Below are 18,886 nucleotides of genomic sequence, written 5' to 3' on the forward strand. Positions count from 1 at the left end.
CCAAAAGTCCCCCTCGAGCCACGCCGCCGGAGAAAGCGCAGGCAATGACAATCACGTTACCTGCCGCCGACCAGGGCGTTGCCGATGGCCTGCCGGACGAGCGCCGGCGCTGGGCGATTGCCGCGATCTTCACCGCGCTGGCGATGGCCTCGCTCGACACCGCGATCGCCAACATCGCCCTGCCCGCCATCGCCGCCGATCTGCATGTCAGCCCGGAGCAGTCGGTCTGGGTGGTGAACGTCTATCAGATCGCGCTGGTGGCGACGCTGTTGCCGCTCGGAGCCCTTGGTGAAATCGTCGGGCACCAGCGCATCTATCTCGGCGGCCTCGTGCTGTTCACCATCGCCTCGCTGCTCTGCGCGGTAGCCTGGTCGCTGGATAGCCTCTTGTTCGCGCGCACGCTGCAAGGCTTAGGGGCCAGCGGCATCATGAGCGTCAACACTGCGCTGGTGCGCTTCGTCTATCCCGGCCGGATGCAGGGCCGCGGTTTTGGTCACAACGCGATGGTGGTCGCAACTGCCTTCACCTTCGGCCCGTCGATTGCCTCGGCCATCCTCGCGATCGGCCCGTGGCCATGGCTGTTCGCCGTCAACATTCCCTTCGGCCTCGTTGCGATCGGCATCGGCTTTGCGATGCTGCCGAAGACGCCGAAGGCGGATCACGGCTTTGACTTCATCGGCGCCGCCCTCGCCTCGGCCTGTCTCGGCCTGTTCATCACGGGGATCGGCAGCGCCGCGCATAATCTGTCGCCGGTGCTCGTGGCGGTCGAGCTGGTCGCTGCTCTCGCGCTCGGCTTCATCCTGACCCGCCGCCATGCCGACCATCCTGCGCCGATGCTGCCGATCGACCTGTTCGCCCGGCCAATGTTCGCGCTGTCGGCGGCGACCGCAGTCTGCTCCTTCGTCGTGCAGGGCCTCGCCTTCGTCTCGCTGCCGTTCTATTTCGAGGACGTGCTCGGCCGCTCGCAGGTCGAGACCGGCTTCTTCATGACGCCGTGGCCGCTGGTGGTCGGCATCATGGCGCCGATCGCCGGGCGTCTGTCTGACCGCCACGCCGTCGGCCTGCTCGGCGGCATCGGGCTCGTGCTGCTTGGCATCGGCATGGCGCTGCTCGCTTTGCTCCCGGCCAATCCGGCCATCCCCGACATCATCTGGCGGATGGCGATCTGCGGCATGGGTTTTGGCTTCTTCCAGGCGCCCAACATGAAGGCGGTGATGGGAAGCGCCCCGCCGCATCGCAGCGGCAGCGCCTCGGGCATCGTGGCCACTGCGCGCCTGACGGGACAGACGACCGGCGCGGCCCTGGCCGCGGCCTGCTTCGCCATGGTCGGCCACAACGGCGCCACCGTCGCGCTGGCGCTCGGCGCGGGCTTTGCCGCACTCGGCAGCGTGATGAGCTTTTTGCGGCTGGCGGTGAAGTAGGATCGTCAGGCGAGGTGCCGGGCCGCCGTCACGTCAACGGACGCCGCCGGCATCACCGTCTCATCATCGAGCGCCGCAAGGCGCGCATCGATGGCGTCGATGACCTTGCGGGAGAACGGCCCAAGATGCGCATAGGCCGCGATCATCTGCACCGCGATGCGCGCCGATGAGGTGTCGCGCTTGGCGCAGTTCATGAAGGTCTGCCAGAGCGGCCCACGCGCCTCCGGAATGGCCGTGACCACCTTGTGCACGGTCTCCATCGCGCCGACCCTTGAGCGAATGTCGCCTTCGGCGAGCTCACGGCGTTGCCGCGAACGGTCGAGCAGCGCCATCAACTTGTCGACGCGGCTCGCATAGGCTTGCGGGCTGTAGACGCGCTCCAGCACCGTCTTGTAGTCCGTCAAGATATCGCGCAGCGGACGGACCGGATCGAAATTGATCCCGCCGGTGCACTGGTCGCCGCCCGTCGTCGATGCCAGATCGTGGTCAGCATGCAGCCGGCCCTCCTTGGCGAGGCGCCGCGTCAGCTGCGTGTTCGGCAACGCATAGAGCAAGCCGACCATGGCGACCGGGATGGCGGCCTCCTCGATGAAATCGATCATCGCCTCCGCCATCGAGACCTTCTCGCTGTCGAAGCCCACGATGAAGCCCGCAGTGACGAGCATGCCGGCGCCGTAGATCTTGTGGATGCTCTCGGCAATGTTGCGCCGCGTGTTCTGCTTCTTCCGCATCGCGACCAGGGTTGCGGGATCCGGACTTTCGATGCCGACGAAGATGCCAAAGAAATTGGCCGCACCCATCAGCTCCAGAAGCTCGGAATCGTCGGCGAGATTGACCGAGGCCTCGGTGGACAATTCGAAGGGATAGCCATGGGCACGCTGCCATTCGGCAAGCCGGGGCAGGAACTGCCGCAGCGATTTCTTGTTGCCGATGAAATTGTCGTCGACGAAGTCGAGATGACCGCGATAGCCCATCTCATAGAGCCGCTCGAGCTCGACCAACATCTGCTCATTCGTCTTGGTGCGCGGCACGCGTCCGTACAGCTCGATGATGTCGCAGAATTCGCAGGTGAACGGACAGCCGCGCGAATATTGCACACCGAGATAGAGATAGTCCTCGAACTTGAGCAGGTCGAACCGCGGCACCGGCGTCCTGGTGACGTCGGCCTGGAATTTCGGCGCGGTGAAGACGCCGGAGCGCGCACCGCTGTCCCAGGCCGCGATGAAGTCGTCGATGACACCCTCGGCCTCACCGAGCACCTGAAAGTCGGCCCGCTCATAGATGTGGGGACTGGACGTCGGGTCGGGACCGCCGACCACCACCGGCTTGCCCGCCGCGCGGCACTTTTCGATCAGGTGCAACGTATCGGTCTGTTGCGGCAGCATTCCGCCGGTGAAGACGACGTCGGCCCAGTCGAGATCGCCGTCACCGAAAGCTTGCGTATTGCGGTCGATCAGACGGATCGTCCAGCTCTCCGGCAACATCGCCGCGACGGTGATCAGGCCCAACGGCGCCGCGGGACGCCGCACACCCATCAGCTTGCAGGACTCGCCAAAGCTCCAGAACGATTCCGCCGTGAACAGCGGATAGAGCATCAGCACGTTGCAGGGGCTCGGCACCGTCATGGAACTCCTTCTGCCTTGCCACAGTGTATCAAAGTGTCGTCATCTTGCACCCCGGCAAAAGGGACAAACTGTCGCTCGCCCTTGGAGTCCAGACGTCGCCGCAGGCCGCGCCATTGGCGTTCAGGGAGATGGCCCGAGCCGCCACATTCCCAACGCGCGCACAACACCGCCCGATCGATAATCTTCCCGCGACCGCGGAAATCTTCGTGGCCACCCCGCAGACTCTTGATTTGAACAGTTTCAGTTTGCCGGACACATTGCGCCCCTGAGTCCATTCGGTGGATTGGGCCAATCAGGGGACTTGCGATGGCAAACCTAACAATCAACGGAAAAACCTTCACGCTCGATGTCGAGCCGGATACCCCGCTGCTCTGGGCGATCCGCGAGAATGCCGGCTTGACCGGAACCAAATATGGCTGCGGCATTGCACAATGCGGCGCCTGCACGGTTCACATGGACGGCGCCGCCACCCGCTCCTGCGGCATCTCGGTCGCCGAGGCCGCGGGCAAGAAGATCACCACGATCGAAGGGCTCGCCTCCGGCGCCACGCTGCACAAGGTGCAGGAAGCCTGGATTGCGCAAGATGTTCCGCAATGCGGCTATTGCCAGAGCGGAATGATCATGGCGGTCGCGGCGCTCCTCAACGACAACCCGAAACCGACCGACGCCGATATCGACGAGGCCATCACCAATATCTGCCGCTGCGGCACCTTCCAGCAGGTGCGCGAGGCGATCCACACGATCGCAAGCGCGTAAGGAGCGGCCAACATGAACAAGCACGTCTCTCCCAGGATGAATCGCCGCGCCTTCGTCATCGGCAGCGCCACGCTCGGCGCCGGCCTCGCCATCGGCCTCGACATCCCCTTCGGCGGCCCCGCCGTGGTACGCGCGGCCGACGGCTCGCCCGAAATCAATGCCTGGGTCGTGGTCAGGCCCGACGACACCGTGGTGATCCGCATCGCGCGTTCGGAGATGGGCCAGGGCACGCTGACGGGTCTTGCCCAGCTTGTCGCCGAGGAGCTTGAGTGCGACTGGACCAAGGTCACCACCGAGTTCCCCTCGCCCGGCCAGAACGTCGCCCGCAAGCGCGTCTGGGGCGAGTACTCGACTGGCGGCAGCCGCGGCATCCGCACCTCGCAGGACTATGTGCGCAAAGGCGGCGCCACCGCGCGCGCGATGCTGATCCAGGCCGCAGCCAACGAATGGAAAGTGCCGGCCTCCGAATGCACGGCCGCCAACAGCGTCATCACCCATACGGCGTCAAGCAAGACCACGACCTATGGCAAGGTCGCCGAAGCCGCGGCCAAGCTGACGCCGCCGGCCGACGTCAAGCTGAAGGATCCCAAGGACTGGAAGCTGATCGGCAAGGGCGTGAAGCGGCTGGACACGCCGGACAAGGTCACCGGCACCACCGTTTACGGCATCGACGTCAAGCTGCCCGGCATGCTCAACGCCGCGATCAAGGATTGCCCGGTCACCGGTGGCAAGCTGAAGAGCTACGACGAGGCCAAGATCGCCGGCGTGAAGGGCGTCAAGAAAGTGGTGAAGGTCGGCGACACCGCGGTCGCGGTCGTGGCCGATACCTTCTGGCACGCCAAGAGCGCGCTCGATGCGCTGCCGATCGTCTGGGACGAAGGCGAGAATGCAAAAGTCTCAAGCGCCTCGATTGCTAAATGGCTGTCGGAAGGCCTCGACGGCGGTCCGGCCTATGTCGGCAACTCGAATGGCGACGCCAAGGCTGCGCTCGCAGGCGCGGCGAAGACGATCGAGGCCGTCTACAGCTACCCGTACCAGAACCACGCCACCATGGAGCCGCTGAACGCCACTGCGCTCTACACCGCCGACATGTGCGAGGTCTGGTGCGGCACGCAGAATGGCGAAGCAGCCTTCGCTGCGGTCCTGGAAGCCTCGGAGTTGGCGGCCGACAAATGCGACGTGCACAAGCTGATGCTGGGCGGCGGCTTCGGCCGGCGCGGCCAGACCGACTATGTCCGTCAGGCGGTGCTGATCGCCAAGGAGATGCCGGGCACGCCGATCAAGCTGCTATGGACGCGCGAGGAGGACATGACGCACGGCCGCTATCATCCGGTCACCCAGTGCAAGATGACGGCGGGCTTCGATGCGAACGACAATCTGACCGCGTTGCACATGCGAATCTCCGGCCAGTCGATCCTGGCCAGCCTTCGACCGGATGCCATGGTCAACGGGATGGATCCGGCGACCTTCCAGGGTCTCGCGCCCAAGGGCGATGCTTCGTTCGGCTACTCGGTGCCAAATCTCCTGATCGATCATTCGATGCGCAACCCGCATATCAACCCGGGCTTCTGGCGCGGCGTGAACGTCAATCACAATGCGCTCTATGTCGAATGCTTCATGGATGAACTGGCTCATGCGGTGAAACAGGACCCGCTCGAGTTCCGGCGCAAGCTGATGAAGGACCATCCGAAGAATCTCGCGGTGCTCGACGCTGTCGCGGAGAAGGTCGGATGGGGCCAGCCGGCCCCGGAGGGCGTGTATCGTGGTCTCGCTCATTTCATGGGATTCGGCAGCTATGTTGCGGCGGCCGCCGAAATCTCGGTGACAGACGGCACCAAGATCAAGGTCCACCGCATCATCGCGGCCACCGACCCCGGTTATGCCGTCAACCCGGCGCAGATCGACCGCCAGATTGCTGGCTCCTTTGTCTACGGGCTGACGGGGCTGTTCCTTGGCGGCTGCACAGTGAAGGACGGTGCCATCGAGCAGACCAACTTCGACACCTACGATTCCATGCGTATAGCGGCGATGCCGAAAGTGGAGTCGATCGTGATGCCAAGCGGCGGCTTCTGGGGCGGTGTCGGCGAGCCGACCATCTGCGTCGCCGGACCTGCTGTGCTCAACGCCTACTTTGCGGCAACGGGCAAGCGCATCCGCGCGGTGCCGCTGCGCGACCAGAACATCACCTTCGCTTAGAATATGCGGCGGCGGCCATTACGGCCGCCGCGGCCTTTTGCCTGGATGATCCTGATGACCACGCGCCCGCTGACACGGCGGACTGCCGTGTTCGGCCTCACCGCGGCGGCCGCGACATTGGCGCGGCCACAGGTCTTGCGCGCGCAATCTTCAGGCCGTGTCGTCGTGGTCGGCGGCGGCTTCGGTGGCGCAGCGTGTGCCCGGGCGCTGAAGCGTGCACAGGACAGCTTGCAGGTCATCCTGATCGAACCCAATGCGGTTTTCACCTCCTGCCCCTTCAGCAACGAAGTGATCGCGGGCCTGCGCGACATCGAAGCGCAGCGGTTTGACTACGACAAGATCGCCGCCGAGGGCGTCACCGTGATCGGCCAGGCCGTGACCACAATCGCGCCGCAGCAGCGCAGCGTCATGACGGCCGATGGGGTTGCGCTGCCCTATGACCGCCTCGTGCTGTCACCCGGCATCGACTTCCACTTTGACGCTCTTCCCGGCTACGATGAGGCCACATCGGAAAAGATGCCGCACGCCTGGAAGGCCGGCGCGCAGACGCTGTTGCTCCGCCGGCAGCTGGAAGCGATGTCGGATGGCGGCACGGTCGCCATTGCGATCCCCGCCAATCCCTCACGTTGCCCGCCCGCGCCTTACGAGCGCGCCAGCCTGATCGCGCATTATCTGAAGACGAAGAAGCCGCGCTCGAAAGTCTTGATCCTCGATGCCAAGGACAATTTTTCGCAGCAGCGATTGTTCGAGAAGGCGTGGAAGGAACTCTACGGCGACATGATCGAGCGCGTGGCGCTGTCGCAAGGCGGCCGCGTCACCTCGGTCGATCCGTCGACGAGAACCATCATCACCGAGTTCGGCAACTATACTCCCGATGTCGCCAACGTCATTCCGCCGCAGCGGGCCGGGCATATCGCCGAGATTGCGGGTGCAACGGATGCGACGGGCTGGTGCCCGATCGATCCCGTCAGCTTCGAGTCCAAGCTCATTTCGAACCTCCATGTCATCGGCGACGCCTGCCTCGGCGGCGGCATTCCCAAATCGGCCTCGGCCGCGAGTGCGCAAGGCAAGGCTTGCGCGGCAGCGATCGTCAACCTGCTCGCGGGCCGTGCGCCGGAAACACCGCGCCTGACCGGCGTCTGCTACAACACGGTCGCACCCGGTTACGGCTTTTCGCTGGCCGGCAACTACCAGCCCAAGGGCGACATCTTCACTGAAGTGGAAGGCGGCGCGACGAGCCCGGTCGATGCGCCGCGCGAGCTGCGTGCCCGCGAGGCGGAAGAGGCGGAGCGCTGGTTTCAAACCATCACGGCGGACACCTTTGGCTAGATCATCCCTCCATACCGCAGCGCTGATCGCCGCCGGCCTTGGCTTGGCTTGCGGAGCAGGAGCTGAAGAGCTCGTGCCCTACAAAATCATCGGAGACACCATCCCCGAGCCACTCACAGGCACGCCGGGCGATCCCGCGCATGGACGCGAGTTGGTGCTGGCGCGCACGACGACCTGTATCCTCTGTCATTCCGGTCCGTTCCCGGAGGTGCGGTTCCAGGGTGACCTGGCGCCCGATCTCACCGGCACCGGGAACTGGTGGTCGGCGGGCCAGTTGCGGCTTCGGCTGGTCGATGCCTCGCGCTTCAATCCGGAGACCATCATGCCATCCTATTACCGTGATGACGGGTTCGTCCGCGTGGGACGCAATTATGTCGGCAAGCCGATCTTGTCGGCCGCAGAGATCGAGGACATCGTGGCCTATCTTGCAACGCTTCGGGACTAGGACTGTTCATGCCGACGACACGACGACAATTCTTGGGCATCGCCGGCGGCATCACCGTCGCGGGAACGATCCCCATTGTCACGCTGCGGCCGCTGGAGGCGACGCCTGCGATGCTCAACACCGCGATCCGCAACGTCGTCGGCGAAGCGCAGTTGCGCATCGGCAAGGTCAAGATCGACATTCCGCCGCTGGTCGAGAACGGCAATACGGTGCCGATGACGGTGAGCGTCGCGAGCCCGATGACCGCTGATGATTACGTCAAGAGCATCCACGTCTTCAACGAGAAGAACCCGCAACCGAACATCGGTAATTTCTATCTGAACCCCTCCTCCGGCCGGGCCCAGATCTCGACGCGGATCCGGCTCGCCGACACCCAGAAGGTGGTCGCGATCGCCCGGCTCTCCGACGACAGCTTCTGGCAGGTCGCGACGGAGGTCGTCGTGACGCTGGCCGCCTGCACCGAGGAGGTGAACTGATGGCCGCCCTCATCAACGTTCCAACCAAAGCCAAACGCGGCGACGTCATCGAGATCCGCACGCTGACCTCGCACATCATGGAGACCGGCTTCCGCCGCACCATGGGCGGCGCGCTGGTGCCGCGCGACATCATCACGACCTTTACCTGCCGCTACAACGGCACCGAGATCTTTCGCGCCGATCTGTTTCCGGCGATCGCGGCCAATCCTTATTTGTCCTTCTTCACGGTCGCGAAGGAGAGCGGCAAGTTCGAGTTCGAATGGATCGGCGACAACGGCTATTCGTCCACCGCATCGGCATCGATCACGGTCGAATGAATATTGGGCGCGCGATAGCCGCGGCGGCATTTCTTGCAACCGCCCCTGCCCTGTTTGCCGGCGAGATCCCGCCCGAGGCGCGCCGCTCCGGCTATTCCTTCATGGGCCTCGACACGCGCGCCATGCAGGATGACGACACGTCCAATCCTGGCATGCTGTTCGTGCTCGACGGCGAGGCGCTGTGGAGGAAGAAAACAGGCAGTGCTGACAAGGCCTGCGCGGACTGCCATGGCGATGCACGCAACAGCATGAAGGGTGTCGCGGCGCGCTATCCCGCTTTTGACAAGACGGAGGGGCGTCCCGTCACGCTCGACCAACGCATCAACCTCTGTCGCGCCAATCACCAGCAAGCCGAGCCGCTCTCCTATGAGAGCCGAGACCTGCTGGCACTGTCCGCCTTCGTCGCGCATCAATCGCGCGGCGTCGCGATCACCGCGGGAGACGATCCGCAAGCAAAGCCTTTCGTCGAGCAGGGCCGCGCGCTGTTCATGCAGCGCGAGGGCCAGCTCAATCTCGCCTGCACCAATTGTCATGACGACAATTTCGACAAGCGTCTCGCTGGATCGCCGATCACACAGGCACAACCGACCGGCTATCCGCTCTACCGCCTCGAGTGGCAGACGCTGGGGTCGCTCGAGCGTCGGCTGCGAAGTTGCATGACCGGTGTCCGCGCCCAGGCCTATGACTATGGCGCACCCGAGCTGGTCGCGCTCGAGCTCTATCTGATGTCGCGGGCGCGCGGCCTGCCAATGGAAACGCCGGCCGTGCGGCCATAATCCGCATCCCAAGATTGGGACTAGGCACGCGCCGCGCGGACGCTACTATCCCCTCCAAACAAAACGAGTCACAGGGAGGGATACAATGGCTGACCACACCATTTCGCGCCGCACGCTTCTGAAAGGGACCGCCGCAGCCGGCGCGCTCAGCCTCACCGGGGTGCCGGCGCGCGCCGAGGTCAACTGGAAGAAATATGCAGGGACCAAGCTGGAGGTAATCCTCGCCAAGGGCCCGCGCGGCGACAATCTGCAAAAATACGTCAAGGAGTTCACCGAGCTCACGGGCATCCAGGTCGAGTCCGAGCAGATCCCGGAGCAGCAGCAGCGCCAGAAGGTCGTGATCGAGCTGACGTCGGGACGGCCGAGCTTCGACGTCGTCCATCTCAGCTATCATGTGCAGAAGCGTCAGTTCGAGAAGGCCGGCTGGCTCGCCGACATGACGCCCTACATGAAGGACCCGACGCTGACCGCGCCCGATCTCGTCGAGAGCGACTTCTCGGCTGCCGGCCTGCAATACGCCAAGAACGACAAGGGCCAGATGCTGTCGCTGCCCTGGTCGGTCGACTATTTCATCCTCTACTACAACAAGGAGCTGTTCCAGAAGAAGGGCGTCGCGGTCCCGAAGACCCTCGATGAGATGGTCGCGGCTGCCGAGAAGCTGACCGATCCGAAGGACGGCACATTCGGCTTCGTCGGCCGCGGCCTGCGCAACGCCAACATGACGCTGTGGACCAACTTCTTCCTCAACTATGGTGGCGAATTCCTCGATGCCAAGGGCAACATCCTGACCGATGGACCGGAGGCCGTTGCTGCGACCAAGCTGTATCAGACCCTGCTGACGAAGGTCGCTCCACCGGGCGTCGCCGGCTTCAACTGGATGGAGTCGATGGCCTCGTTCACGCAGGGACGTTCGGCGATGTGGATCGACGGCGTCGGCTGGGCGCCGCCGCTCGAGGATCCCGCCGCCTCGCGCGTGGTCGGCAAGGTCGGCTACACCGTCGTGCCGGCCGGACCGAAGGGGCAGTATTCGGCCACCTATGGCGACGGCATCGGCATTGCCGCCGCGAGTAAGAACAAGGAGGCCGCCTACCTGCTCTGCCAATGGATCGTCTCGAAGCGGCAGGGCGCGCGGCTGTTGCAGGCCGGCGGCGGCGTGCCGTTCCGCAATTCGATCCTGAACGATCCGGAGGTGCAGAGCGGCGTGAAGATGCCCAAGGAGTGGCTGCAATCGGTGATCGATTCCGGCAAGATCAGCAAGCTCGGCCTGCCCGTGGTGATCCCGGTCGCCGAATTCCGCGACATCGTCGGTGCGGCGCTGACCGCAACCCTGTCCGGCGCCGATCCTGCTACCGAGTTGAAGAAGGCCAACGACCAGTACCGGCCGATCCTGGAGCGCAGCGAAAAAGCGTGAGTGCGTTGACACAATCTGCTCCGGCCGCGGCGCGCAGCGCGACCGCGCCGGAGAATGAGTTGCGGCCGCCGTCCTACTGGCCCTTCGTGGTGCCGGCGCTCGTCGTCGTGCTCGCAATCATCATCTTCCCCTGGGTCTTCACCATCTGGATGAGCCTGAATGAGTGGAAGGTCGGCTCGCCGACCACCTTCGTCGGCTTCTCGAACTATCTGCGGCTGACGAGCGACCCGCGCTTCATCGAGGCTGTCGGCCACACGATATTCTATACGTTGCTGTCGGTACTGCTGCCGCTGGTGCTCGGCACGCTGGCGGCCGTGGTCTTTCACCAGAAATTCGCCGGCCGCGGCTTCCTGCGCGGTATCTTCATCATGCCGATGATGGCAACGCCCGTGGCAATCGCGCTGGTCTGGACCATGATGTTCCACCCGCAGCTCGGCGTGCTGAACTATCTGCTGTCGCTGGTCGGCATTCCACCACAGCTCTGGGTGTTTCATCCCGCCACCGTCATTCCCTCGCTGGTGCTGGTCGAGACCTGGCAATGGACCCCGCTGGTCATGCTCATCGTGCTCGGCGGACTCGCCGCGATCCCGACCGAGCCCTATGAGAGCGCGCAAATCGACGGTGCCAGCTTCTGGCAGGTATTTCGTTTCATCACCCTGCCGCTGATCATGCCGTTCCTGTTCATCGCCGGCATGATCCGCATGATCGATGCGGTGAAAAGTTTTGACATCATCTTCGCGATCACGCAGGGCGGACCGGGTTCGGCGTCGGAGACGATCAACATCTACCTCTACAGCGTCGCCTTCACCTACTACGACATCGGCTACGGCTCGGCGATCGCGGTCGTGTTCTTTCTCCTCATCGTCGCACTCGCTGCCGTGATGCTCTACATGCGCCAGCGCATGGTGTGGACCGAAATCGCGAAGGGCGCATGAACCCAAGCCCAATCAACCCACGTCAGATCATCGGCAGGATCGGCCTCTGGCTCGCGGTGTTCGCCATCGTGTCGCCGGCGATCCTGTTCTTCCTCTGGATGGCCTCGCTCTCGCTCAAATTCGAGGTCGACAATGCCGCCTATCCGCCGGTGTTCATCCCCGAGCACATCGCATGGAAGAATTATGCCGACGTGCTCGCCTCCAACCGCTTCCTGACCTATTTCATCAACAGCCTGATCGTGACCGGCAGCGCAACCGCGCTGGCGCTGCTGGTCGGCGTACCCGCCGGCTACGGCATCGCGCGCATGGCCGCGCACAAATCTGCGATCGTGATCCTGATCGCCCGCATCACGCCGGGACTGTCTTACCTGATCCCGCTGTTCCTGCTGTTCCAGTGGCTCGGACTGCTCGGCACGCTGGTGCCGCAGATCATCATCCACCTCGTGGTGACGGTGCCGATCGTGATCTGGATCATGATCGGCTATTTCGAGACGACGCCGATGGAGCTTGAGGAAGCCGCTCTGATCGACGGCGCGACGCGATGGCAGGTGTTCCGGCACGTTGCGCTACCGATCGCAAAGCCCGGCATTGCGGTCGCCTTCATCCTCGCGGTGATCTTCTCCTGGAACAATTTTGTCTTCGGCATTGTGCTGGCAGGACGTGAGACGCGCACATTGCCGGTCGCCGTCTACAACATGATCTCGTTCGACCAGCTGAGCTGGGGCCCGCTGGCGGCCGCCGCGCTGATCGTGACGTTCCCGGTATTGCTGCTGACGGTGCTCGCCCAGCGGCAGATCGTCGCCGGGCTCACGGCGGGGGCCGTCAAGGGTGGATAAAAAGAAGAGGCCGGGCGACATGACATCGCCCGGCCGTTTTTGCTTTGTGGAGCCTACTCCGCGGGTGCCGCATGCATCTCCGGATGCGCGGCATAGTGCTCGCTGGCGCCGAGCTTGCTGGCCGCGAACAGGCCAGCCGCCATCACGGCATAGGCGAAGGCGACCGCCGGCGTCACGCCAAAGCCGCCGCCGATGCCGACGGCTTCACCGTGCATGAAGCCGAAATAGGTCAGGACCGCACCGACCAGTGCGAAGGCTGATGCCTTTTCGAAGTCCCGCTCGATGATGAAGACGCCGATCGCGCCCAGGATCAGGCCGCCCAGGATGGAACCACCGCCCATGACTTCGAGGCCGTGATAGAACACACCCTGCTGCGGCAGTGCGGCGATCGCTGCGGTCTTGACCGCATCGGCCTTGTCGGCGGCCATGCCGCCGACCGTTGCCGCCGCATTCATCGTCGAGCCCAGCATCGTGTCGATCTGGAGCTTGGCCCAGGCGGCAAGATGCGGTGTGAAGGCCAGCGCCACCGCGGGCGCGTGCTTCGCCGGCGTGGTCTGGAAGGCCTGCGCGGTCATCAGCATGCCGATATAGAGCAGGATCGGCGATATCGCGACGACAGGCACCAGCGCCAGCAGCACCGAGATGACGCCGAACCAGGACAGAACCACCACCATGATGCCGGTCGCTGCCGAATAGCCAATCCGGCCGCCCATCGCTTTCCAGCCGGGATGACCGATATAGACCGCGTTGATGAAGGGATTGCCCATCAGGCAACCGATCAGGCTGACGACGCCATCGGCGGTCAGCACCCGGGTGGTCGGATATTCGTCGCCGGCAGCTTCCGCGCTCTCGACGTTGTCCATGGCCTCGACGAGGTCATAGATGCCGAAGGGAATCGCAGTCACCAGGATGACGCCAAGATATTCGAAGCCGGAGAAGACATAGTTCGCCGCGGGGATCGGCACCGAGAAGCCGAAATTGGCGAAGGCATCACCGACGCCCTTGATGCTCAATCCGCCAAGGCCGAGACCGAACAGGTTCGAGCCCCAGGCGATGATCATGCCGACCACGATCGCGACCAGACCGGCCGGAATGCTCTTCGGATATTTCACCCCACCGAACCAACTCACTAGGATGACGGCGAAGCAGACCAGACCGATCTGCGGTGTCATATACATCTCGAGCGCCGGACGCATCGCGATGAAGGTCAGCGAGACGCCTGCGAGCGTGCCGAGCAGCGCGGCGCGCGGGGTGATTTTCCGGATAAAGGGCGCGATGAAGCCGCCGATCATCAGGATGAAGCTCTGGAAAAACACCCAGACCAGGCCGGCCGACCAGCCCTTCAAGGGATCGCCGGTCTTGAGCGTGACCGGAAGCATGATCACGAAGGTGACGATGAACATGTGCGGCACGCTGACGCCCGAAGGCAGCGCGCAGACATCGCTGCGGCCGGTCTTCTGCGCGAGGCGATAGGCAAGGAACGCATAGTAGAAGGTCGAGAGGCACATCATCAGCCCCAGCGCGGGCAGGATGCGGCCGAACACCAGTGAGTCCGGCATCTTCAAAACGAAGCGCAACAGGCCCGTGAGCACCAGCATGTTGACGAGGATGTTGGTGCCGAAGCCGAAAAACGCGTTCCAGTCGCCCGATGTCCATAGTGCCGGCTTGAACTCGGACTTGCCGGCCGTCCCCGTCAATGTGCTCATGGTAGCTCCCCTATGTGGTCGAAGTCTTCATTGCCTCCAAGACTGCGGCTGAGTCCGCGACCCAGCCGAAGATGCCGCCCTGGGCCTTGATCATCTTCAGGCCCATCTCGTGAAACTCGGGGAAGTAGGACGCGCAGCCATCGGAGATGACGACGCAGCGATAGCCGCGGTCATTGGCCTCGCGCACGGTGGTGTTGACGCACACTTCGGTGGTGACGCCGCACACCAGAAGGTTTTCGATACCGTATTTCTCCAGCACGTCGGTGAGCTCGGTGGCGTAGAACGCGCCCTTGCCGGGCTTGTCGATCACGACTTCACTGTCGAGCGGATAGAGCTCGGGAATGATGTCGTGTCCGGCTTCGCCGCGGATCAGAATGCGGCCCATCGGGCCGGGATCGCCGATGCGAAGGCTCGGCGCGCCGCGCTCGATCTTCGCAGGCGGCGCGTCGGACAGATCAGGCAGATGTCCCTCGCGGGTGTGGACCACCAGCATGCCGGTCTCGCGCGCGGCTTGCAGCACCGCGCCGATCGGCTTCACCGCGCGCGCAAGCTGGCTGACGTCGTTGCCGAGCGTCTCGCCGAAGCCGCCCGGCTCCATGAAATCGCGCTGCATGTCGATGATGACAAGCGCCGTGCTCGACAAGTCGAGCTCGATCGGCTCTGGCTCGGCGCTGATGACGCCCTGTGTCGGCTTGGTTGAGTTCAACATGACGCAGGCCCCCGCGAGAACTCTCTTTGCCAGGAGTTCTGCAAGCGCCGTGCCATTGTGTACAATAGCGACCGGTCGCGCGGTGCGGAGAAATTTGCTGCGCTGTCAGGGCGTTATCGAAGGCAAACTCGGTTGCTCATTCGCTGTGCGACGACTTTACGACGTGCATTTGCTCAAGAGATGAGCGGCAAAAGCAGGACCGATTACGCTGCTTGGCTCTTTCACGTCAACGTTGCGAAAACATAACATAACGACGTTAACGATAACGTATGTAGCGGACGTGCCGGGCTCGCAGGTTCAAGGGGCAATCACCGTCAGCGTTCAACCATGTCGGAAGCTGCAGCGGAGCTGATCCGCCGCGGCGCCGAAGCAACATGCCCAGCGCAATTCGCTGGGGAGGAGAAAGACCATGACTGCCACGCTGACGATTCTGGTGAATTTCAACGGCATCAACGGCCGCTCTCCGCTGTACGGGGCACTGATCTTTGATAGCAACGGCAATTTGTTCGGCACGACATCCCGCGGCGGGGCAAATGATGACGGCACGGTGTTCGAGATCGCCAAGACCGAAGGCGGCTACGCGAGCGCCCCCACCACGTTGGTGACCTTCAACCTCAACAACGGCGCTTACCCGCAGAGCGGTCTGATCGCCGACGCCAACGGCAACCTGTTCGGCGCGCAGATATACAATTATGGCTCGGTATTCGAGATCGTCCACAACGGCAGCGGCTACACGAGCGCACCCACCACGCTAACCAATTTCGGCAGCTACAGTGGCTCCCCGAACAGCGAGCTGGTTGCCGATGCCAACGGCAACCTGTTTGGGACGACGTCCAACGGCGGGCCGACTGGTTATGGGTATGGGACAGTGTTCGAGATCGTCAAGACGGGGAGCGGCTATGCCAGCGCCCCCACCACGCTGGTCACCTTCAACTTCAGCAATGGCTACAAGCCGCTCGGCGGCCTGATCGTCGATGCCAATGGTAACCTGTTCGGCACGACGACTGACGGTGGGGCGAACTACGGCGGCGGCACGGTGTTCGAGATCGCCAAGTCGGGGAGTGGCTATGCCAGCGCCCCCACCACGCTGGTCAGCTTCCAAAATGACGGTAGCGGCTACCCGCACGGCGGCCTGATCATGGATGCCAACGGCAACCTGTTCGGCACGACAACCGGGGACGGGACGCATGGTTATGGGACAGTGTTCGAGATCGCCAAGACCGGCAGCGGCTATGCCAGTACCCCCACCACGCTGGTTAGCTTCGGCTCCAGCAATGGCGCCCAGCCGTTCGGAAGCCTGATCATCGATGCCAACGGCAACCTGTTCGGCACGACATCCGCCGGCGGGGCGAATGGTTATGGGACCGTGTTCAAGATCGCCAAGACCGACAGCGGCTATGCCAGCACCCCCACCACGTTGGTCGACTTCACCTCCAGCAACGGTGCCCAGCCGTTCGGAAGCTTGATTGCCGATGGCAACGGCAACCTGTTCGGCACGACCGAGTACGGCGGGGCGAACAACAACGGCACGGTGTTCGAGATTACCGGGAGCGGTTTTGTTGTTCCGCCTCTCGTCCTGACGATCACGGGTATTTCCCCTGACACCGGAGCGACCGCGAGTGATGGTCTGACCAACGCGCCGACTGTGACGGTCAACGGCACGATTGACGTCGCGGACGCAGCGCGGACGATATCGGTCTACAACGGGACGACGCTGGTCGGCACGACCACGGCGACGGCCGATGGCCATTGGAGCCTCGCCGGCCTGACCCTGGCGCAGGGCACCAACAACCTGACCGCGCAGGCGGGAACGGGAACATCACCCGTATTCGCTGCGACGCTCGACACGACGCCTCCGGTCGTGTCAGTCGGCACGTCGCCGAGCAACGGAGCGGAACATCTCGGCCAGACGATTACGCTCATCCTTTCGTCCAGCGAGGCCATGCGGGTTTCGGGCGGCACGCCGACCCTGACCCTCAACGACGGAGGAACTGCGACCTATAACGCGGCCGCGACCGCGGCGCTGGGGGATCCGAGCAAACTCGCGTTCACCTACACAGTCGGCGCGTCGGACGCTCCCGTCGACGCCCTCGCTGTCGTGGACCACAACCTGAACGGCGCGACCATCACGGACCTCGCCGGCAATGCCGCTGACTATAGCGGCCTGTCCGTAAGCCTTCCCGGCCTGTCGGTCCGGCCGACCGCCGTCACGGCGGTCGTTGCCTCGCCGGGGAGCGGCGTCGAGCAGATTGGCCAGACCATCACGCTGACGCTGGTGTTCAACCAGGACATCACCGTGTCAGGCGGCACACCGACGTTCACGCTCAACAATGGCGGGACGGCGGTCTATGACGCGGCCGCGACCGCGGCGCTGGGCGATCCGACCAAGATGGTTCTCAGCTACACGGTTGCGGCGTCGGACTCGCCGACAAACGGCCTCGCGATCGTGGGCGGCGACCAGAACGGCGCCGTCATCGTCGATGCGGCCGGACACGGGCCGGACTTCACGGGCGCCTTCACCAGTTTCCCGGCCATCCAGGTTCAGTCGGGTGCGACGGTCGTCTCCGTGGTCGCATTACCTGCCGGCGGTGTCGAGCATGTCGGCGATACCATGACATTCACGATCGGCATGGACCGCGCCGTGACGGTCTCGGGGGGAACGCCGACGCTGAAGCTCAGCAACAGCGGGACGGCCGTTTATGATGCCGCAGCGACCGCAGCCCTCGGCGATCCAACCAAGCTGATTTTCAGCTACACGGTCGCGGCGTCGGATGGGTCGGTGAGCAGCATTAACCCCCTGTACGTCGCGTTCGGCAGCCAGAACGGCGCTGCGATCCTGGATCTCAGCGGTGCGGCCTCCGATTTCTCCGGGACGCTGACCGGATTCCCGGGCATTCAGATCGACGCGACGCCGCCGGTGACGGTGACGTCCTTCGTTGCTTCGCCCGCGAGTGCGTTCGAATTCCCCGGCAACACCGTCGTGTTCACGATGACCATGAGCGGGCCCGTCACGGTCTGGGGCGGCACACCGACGTTCACGCTCAACAACCGCGGGACGGCGGTCTATGACGCGGCCGCGACCGCGGCGCTAGACGATCCGACCAAGCTGATATTCAAATACACCGTTCAGGCATCGGACTTGATAGCGAACGGCCTGTCCGTTGTGCGCGGCGACCAGAACGGCGCCATCATCTTCGATGCGGCGGGGCACGGTCCCGATCTTTCCGGGGCATTCACGAACTTTCCGGGCATCGCGGTTTCGACGCCGGCGACGGGAGTCATTTCAGCCTCGGCCTCGCCTTCGAGCGGAACCGAGGAGCCCGGCGATGTCATCACGCTCACTTTCAGCATGAGCCGGGCCGTGACCGTGACGGGCGGCACGCCGACCTTGACGCTCAACGACGGCGGGACGGCCACCTACGACGCGGCCGCGACCGCAGCGCTGGGCGATCCAACCAAGCTGGTGTTCAGTTATGCCGTCCATGCCGATTATAACGTGCACAATGTGGATTCGCTCGCTGTCGTCCAGGAGAACCAGAATGGCGCGGTCTTCGCGGACGGTAACGCGAGACCGCCGGACCTCTCTGGCTTCACGAAGCCTTTCGCGAATCTCGCAGTGAAGGTCGGCATCGACCTCACCAATGTCGCGTTCGGCGCCAGCACGACGCTCGGCTATGCCGCCAACCCGGACAACAGTGGCGGACTGCTCACGGTGAGCGACGGCACTCACAGCTCCGCGATAACCCTGCTGGGTCAGTATGCCGCGGCGGATTTCCATGCCTGGAGCGATTTCCACAGCGGCACGCTCGTCACCGATCCTGCGCTGACGGGTGCGGCAGCCGCGACGTTCCTGTCGTCGCCGCACACCTGACGCGCTTTCCGGATCGTGTGCCTGCTGTCCTCCGCGACAAGCCATGACGAGCAGGAGCGCCACGGATGCGGCCCGCG

Annotated in this window: 15 protein-coding genes; 12 read left to right on the forward strand and 3 right to left on the reverse strand. The window is 64.0% G+C overall.

The annotated features are described in order from the left end of the window. Positions 1 to 44: 44 nt before the first annotated feature. The gene (locus IC761_RS25575) at positions 45 to 1,421 is read left to right on the forward strand and encodes an MFS transporter (RefSeq protein WP_195799457.1); all 1,377 of its coding nucleotides are present in this window, start codon (positions 45 to 47) and stop codon (positions 1,419 to 1,421) included. A 5-nt stretch (positions 1,422 to 1,426) separates the two neighbouring features. On the opposite strand, the gene IC761_RS25580 is transcribed toward IC761_RS25575, so the two are convergent. Beyond that, positions 1,427 to 3,046: a B12-binding domain-containing radical SAM protein gene (locus IC761_RS25580; RefSeq protein ID WP_195799458.1), complete on the reverse strand. Its 1,620-nt coding sequence runs from the start codon at positions 3,044 to 3,046 to the stop codon at positions 1,427 to 1,429. 306 nt (positions 3,047 to 3,352) lie between these two features. Between IC761_RS25580 and IC761_RS25585 the strand changes: the two genes are divergently transcribed. The 10 genes from IC761_RS25585 (at position 3,353) to IC761_RS25630 (ending at position 12,523) form a co-directional block, all read left to right on the forward strand. Continuing rightward, entirely contained in the window at positions 3,353 to 3,802 is a 450-nt protein-coding gene (locus tag IC761_RS25585) for a (2Fe-2S)-binding protein (RefSeq protein ID WP_195799459.1), read from the forward strand. A 12-nt stretch (positions 3,803 to 3,814) separates the two neighbouring features. After that, positions 3,815 to 5,998: a xanthine dehydrogenase family protein molybdopterin-binding subunit gene (locus IC761_RS25590; protein ID WP_195799460.1), complete on the forward strand. Its 2,184-nt coding sequence runs from the start codon at positions 3,815 to 3,817 to the stop codon at positions 5,996 to 5,998. A 45-nt stretch (positions 5,999 to 6,043) separates the two neighbouring features. After that, positions 6,044 to 7,327, forward strand: coding sequence for an NAD(P)/FAD-dependent oxidoreductase (locus tag IC761_RS25595; protein WP_195799461.1), 1,284 nt, complete (start codon positions 6,044 to 6,046; stop codon positions 7,325 to 7,327). After that, on the forward strand, positions 7,320 to 7,772 hold the full coding sequence (gene soxX, locus IC761_RS25600; protein WP_195799462.1) for a sulfur oxidation c-type cytochrome SoxX: 453 nt from the start codon (positions 7,320 to 7,322) through the stop codon (positions 7,770 to 7,772). The genes IC761_RS25595 and soxX overlap by 8 nt, the downstream gene beginning before the upstream one ends. A gap of 8 nt (positions 7,773 to 7,780) precedes the next feature. Further along, positions 7,781 to 8,248 carry a SoxY-related AACIE arm protein gene (locus tag IC761_RS25605; RefSeq protein WP_195799463.1) on the forward strand — a complete coding sequence of 156 codons (468 nt, stop codon included), beginning with the start codon at positions 7,781 to 7,783 and terminating at the stop codon, positions 8,246 to 8,248. Continuing rightward, positions 8,248 to 8,565 (forward strand): thiosulfate oxidation carrier complex protein SoxZ, encoded by a 318-nt coding sequence (gene soxZ, locus IC761_RS25610; protein WP_195799464.1) that lies wholly within the window; start codon positions 8,248 to 8,250, stop codon positions 8,563 to 8,565. The genes IC761_RS25605 and soxZ overlap by 1 nt, the downstream gene beginning before the upstream one ends. After that, positions 8,562 to 9,341 (forward strand): sulfur oxidation c-type cytochrome SoxA, encoded by a 780-nt coding sequence (gene soxA, locus IC761_RS25615; RefSeq protein ID WP_195799465.1) that lies wholly within the window; start codon positions 8,562 to 8,564, stop codon positions 9,339 to 9,341. Before soxZ ends, soxA begins: the two co-directional genes overlap by 4 nt. Positions 9,342 to 9,426: 85 nt before the next feature. Further along, on the forward strand, positions 9,427 to 10,752 hold the full coding sequence (locus IC761_RS25620; RefSeq protein ID WP_195799466.1) for an ABC transporter substrate-binding protein: 1,326 nt from the start codon (positions 9,427 to 9,429) through the stop codon (positions 10,750 to 10,752). Further along, positions 10,749 to 11,687: a carbohydrate ABC transporter permease gene (locus IC761_RS25625; RefSeq protein ID WP_195799467.1), complete on the forward strand. Its 939-nt coding sequence runs from the start codon at positions 10,749 to 10,751 to the stop codon at positions 11,685 to 11,687. The genes IC761_RS25620 and IC761_RS25625 overlap by 4 nt, the downstream gene beginning before the upstream one ends. Further along, the gene (locus IC761_RS25630; protein WP_438265053.1) at positions 11,684 to 12,523 is read left to right on the forward strand and encodes a carbohydrate ABC transporter permease; all 840 of its coding nucleotides are present in this window, start codon (positions 11,684 to 11,686) and stop codon (positions 12,521 to 12,523) included. The genes IC761_RS25625 and IC761_RS25630 overlap by 4 nt, the downstream gene beginning before the upstream one ends. Before the next feature lie 53 nt (positions 12,524 to 12,576). Here IC761_RS25630 and IC761_RS25635 read toward each other — a convergent pair whose 3' ends face one another. Together IC761_RS25635 and IC761_RS25640 are read right to left on the reverse strand one after the other, a co-directional pair. After that, positions 12,577 to 14,229 (reverse strand): regulator, encoded by a 1,653-nt coding sequence (locus IC761_RS25635; RefSeq protein ID WP_195799468.1) that lies wholly within the window; start codon positions 14,227 to 14,229, stop codon positions 12,577 to 12,579. A gap of 10 nt (positions 14,230 to 14,239) precedes the next feature. Then, positions 14,240 to 14,938, reverse strand: a complete 699-nt coding sequence (locus IC761_RS25640; protein ID WP_195799469.1) for a cysteine hydrolase family protein — start codon at positions 14,936 to 14,938, stop codon at positions 14,240 to 14,242. Positions 14,939 to 15,347: 409 nt separating this feature from the next. Here IC761_RS25640 and IC761_RS25645 point away from each other — a divergent pair, with 409 nt between their 5' ends. After that, the gene (locus IC761_RS25645) at positions 15,348 to 18,809 is read left to right on the forward strand and encodes a beta strand repeat-containing protein (RefSeq protein WP_195799470.1); all 3,462 of its coding nucleotides are present in this window, start codon (positions 15,348 to 15,350) and stop codon (positions 18,807 to 18,809) included. Positions 18,810 to 18,886: the final 77 nt, after the last annotated feature.

It is taken from the genome of Bradyrhizobium commune (genome assembly GCF_015624505.1).
Lineage (GTDB): Bacteria > Pseudomonadota > Alphaproteobacteria > Rhizobiales > Xanthobacteraceae > Bradyrhizobium > Bradyrhizobium commune.

Bases quoted from the DNA above. Each gene is read 5' to 3' on its own strand.
- IC761_RS25605 (WP_195799463.1), top strand. From the start codon at position 7,781: ATGCCGACGACACGACGACAATTCTTGGGCATCGCCGGCGGCATCACC.
- IC761_RS25645 (WP_195799470.1), top strand. From the start codon at position 15,348: ATGACTGCCACGCTGACGATTCTGGTGAATTTCAACGGCATCAACGGC.
- IC761_RS25640 (WP_195799469.1), bottom strand. From the start codon at position 14,938: ATGTTGAACTCAACCAAGCCGACACAGGGCGTCATCAGCGCCGAGCCA.
- IC761_RS25575 (WP_195799457.1), top strand. From the start codon at position 45: ATGACAATCACGTTACCTGCCGCCGACCAGGGCGTTGCCGATGGCCTG.
- IC761_RS25630 (WP_438265053.1), top strand. From the start codon at position 11,684: ATGAACCCAAGCCCAATCAACCCACGTCAGATCATCGGCAGGATCGGC.
- IC761_RS25590 (WP_195799460.1), top strand. From the start codon at position 3,815: ATGAACAAGCACGTCTCTCCCAGGATGAATCGCCGCGCCTTCGTCATC.
- IC761_RS25620 (WP_195799466.1), top strand. From the start codon at position 9,427: ATGGCTGACCACACCATTTCGCGCCGCACGCTTCTGAAAGGGACCGCC.
- IC761_RS25585 (WP_195799459.1), top strand. From the start codon at position 3,353: ATGGCAAACCTAACAATCAACGGAAAAACCTTCACGCTCGATGTCGAG.
- IC761_RS25635 (WP_195799468.1), bottom strand. From the start codon at position 14,229: ATGAGCACATTGACGGGGACGGCCGGCAAGTCCGAGTTCAAGCCGGCA.
- IC761_RS25595 (WP_195799461.1), top strand. From the start codon at position 6,044: ATGATCCTGATGACCACGCGCCCGCTGACACGGCGGACTGCCGTGTTC.
- IC761_RS25580 (WP_195799458.1), bottom strand. From the start codon at position 3,046: ATGACGGTGCCGAGCCCCTGCAACGTGCTGATGCTCTATCCGCTGTTC.
- soxZ (WP_195799464.1), top strand. From the start codon at position 8,248: ATGGCCGCCCTCATCAACGTTCCAACCAAAGCCAAACGCGGCGACGTC.
- soxA (WP_195799465.1), top strand. From the start codon at position 8,562: ATGAATATTGGGCGCGCGATAGCCGCGGCGGCATTTCTTGCAACCGCC.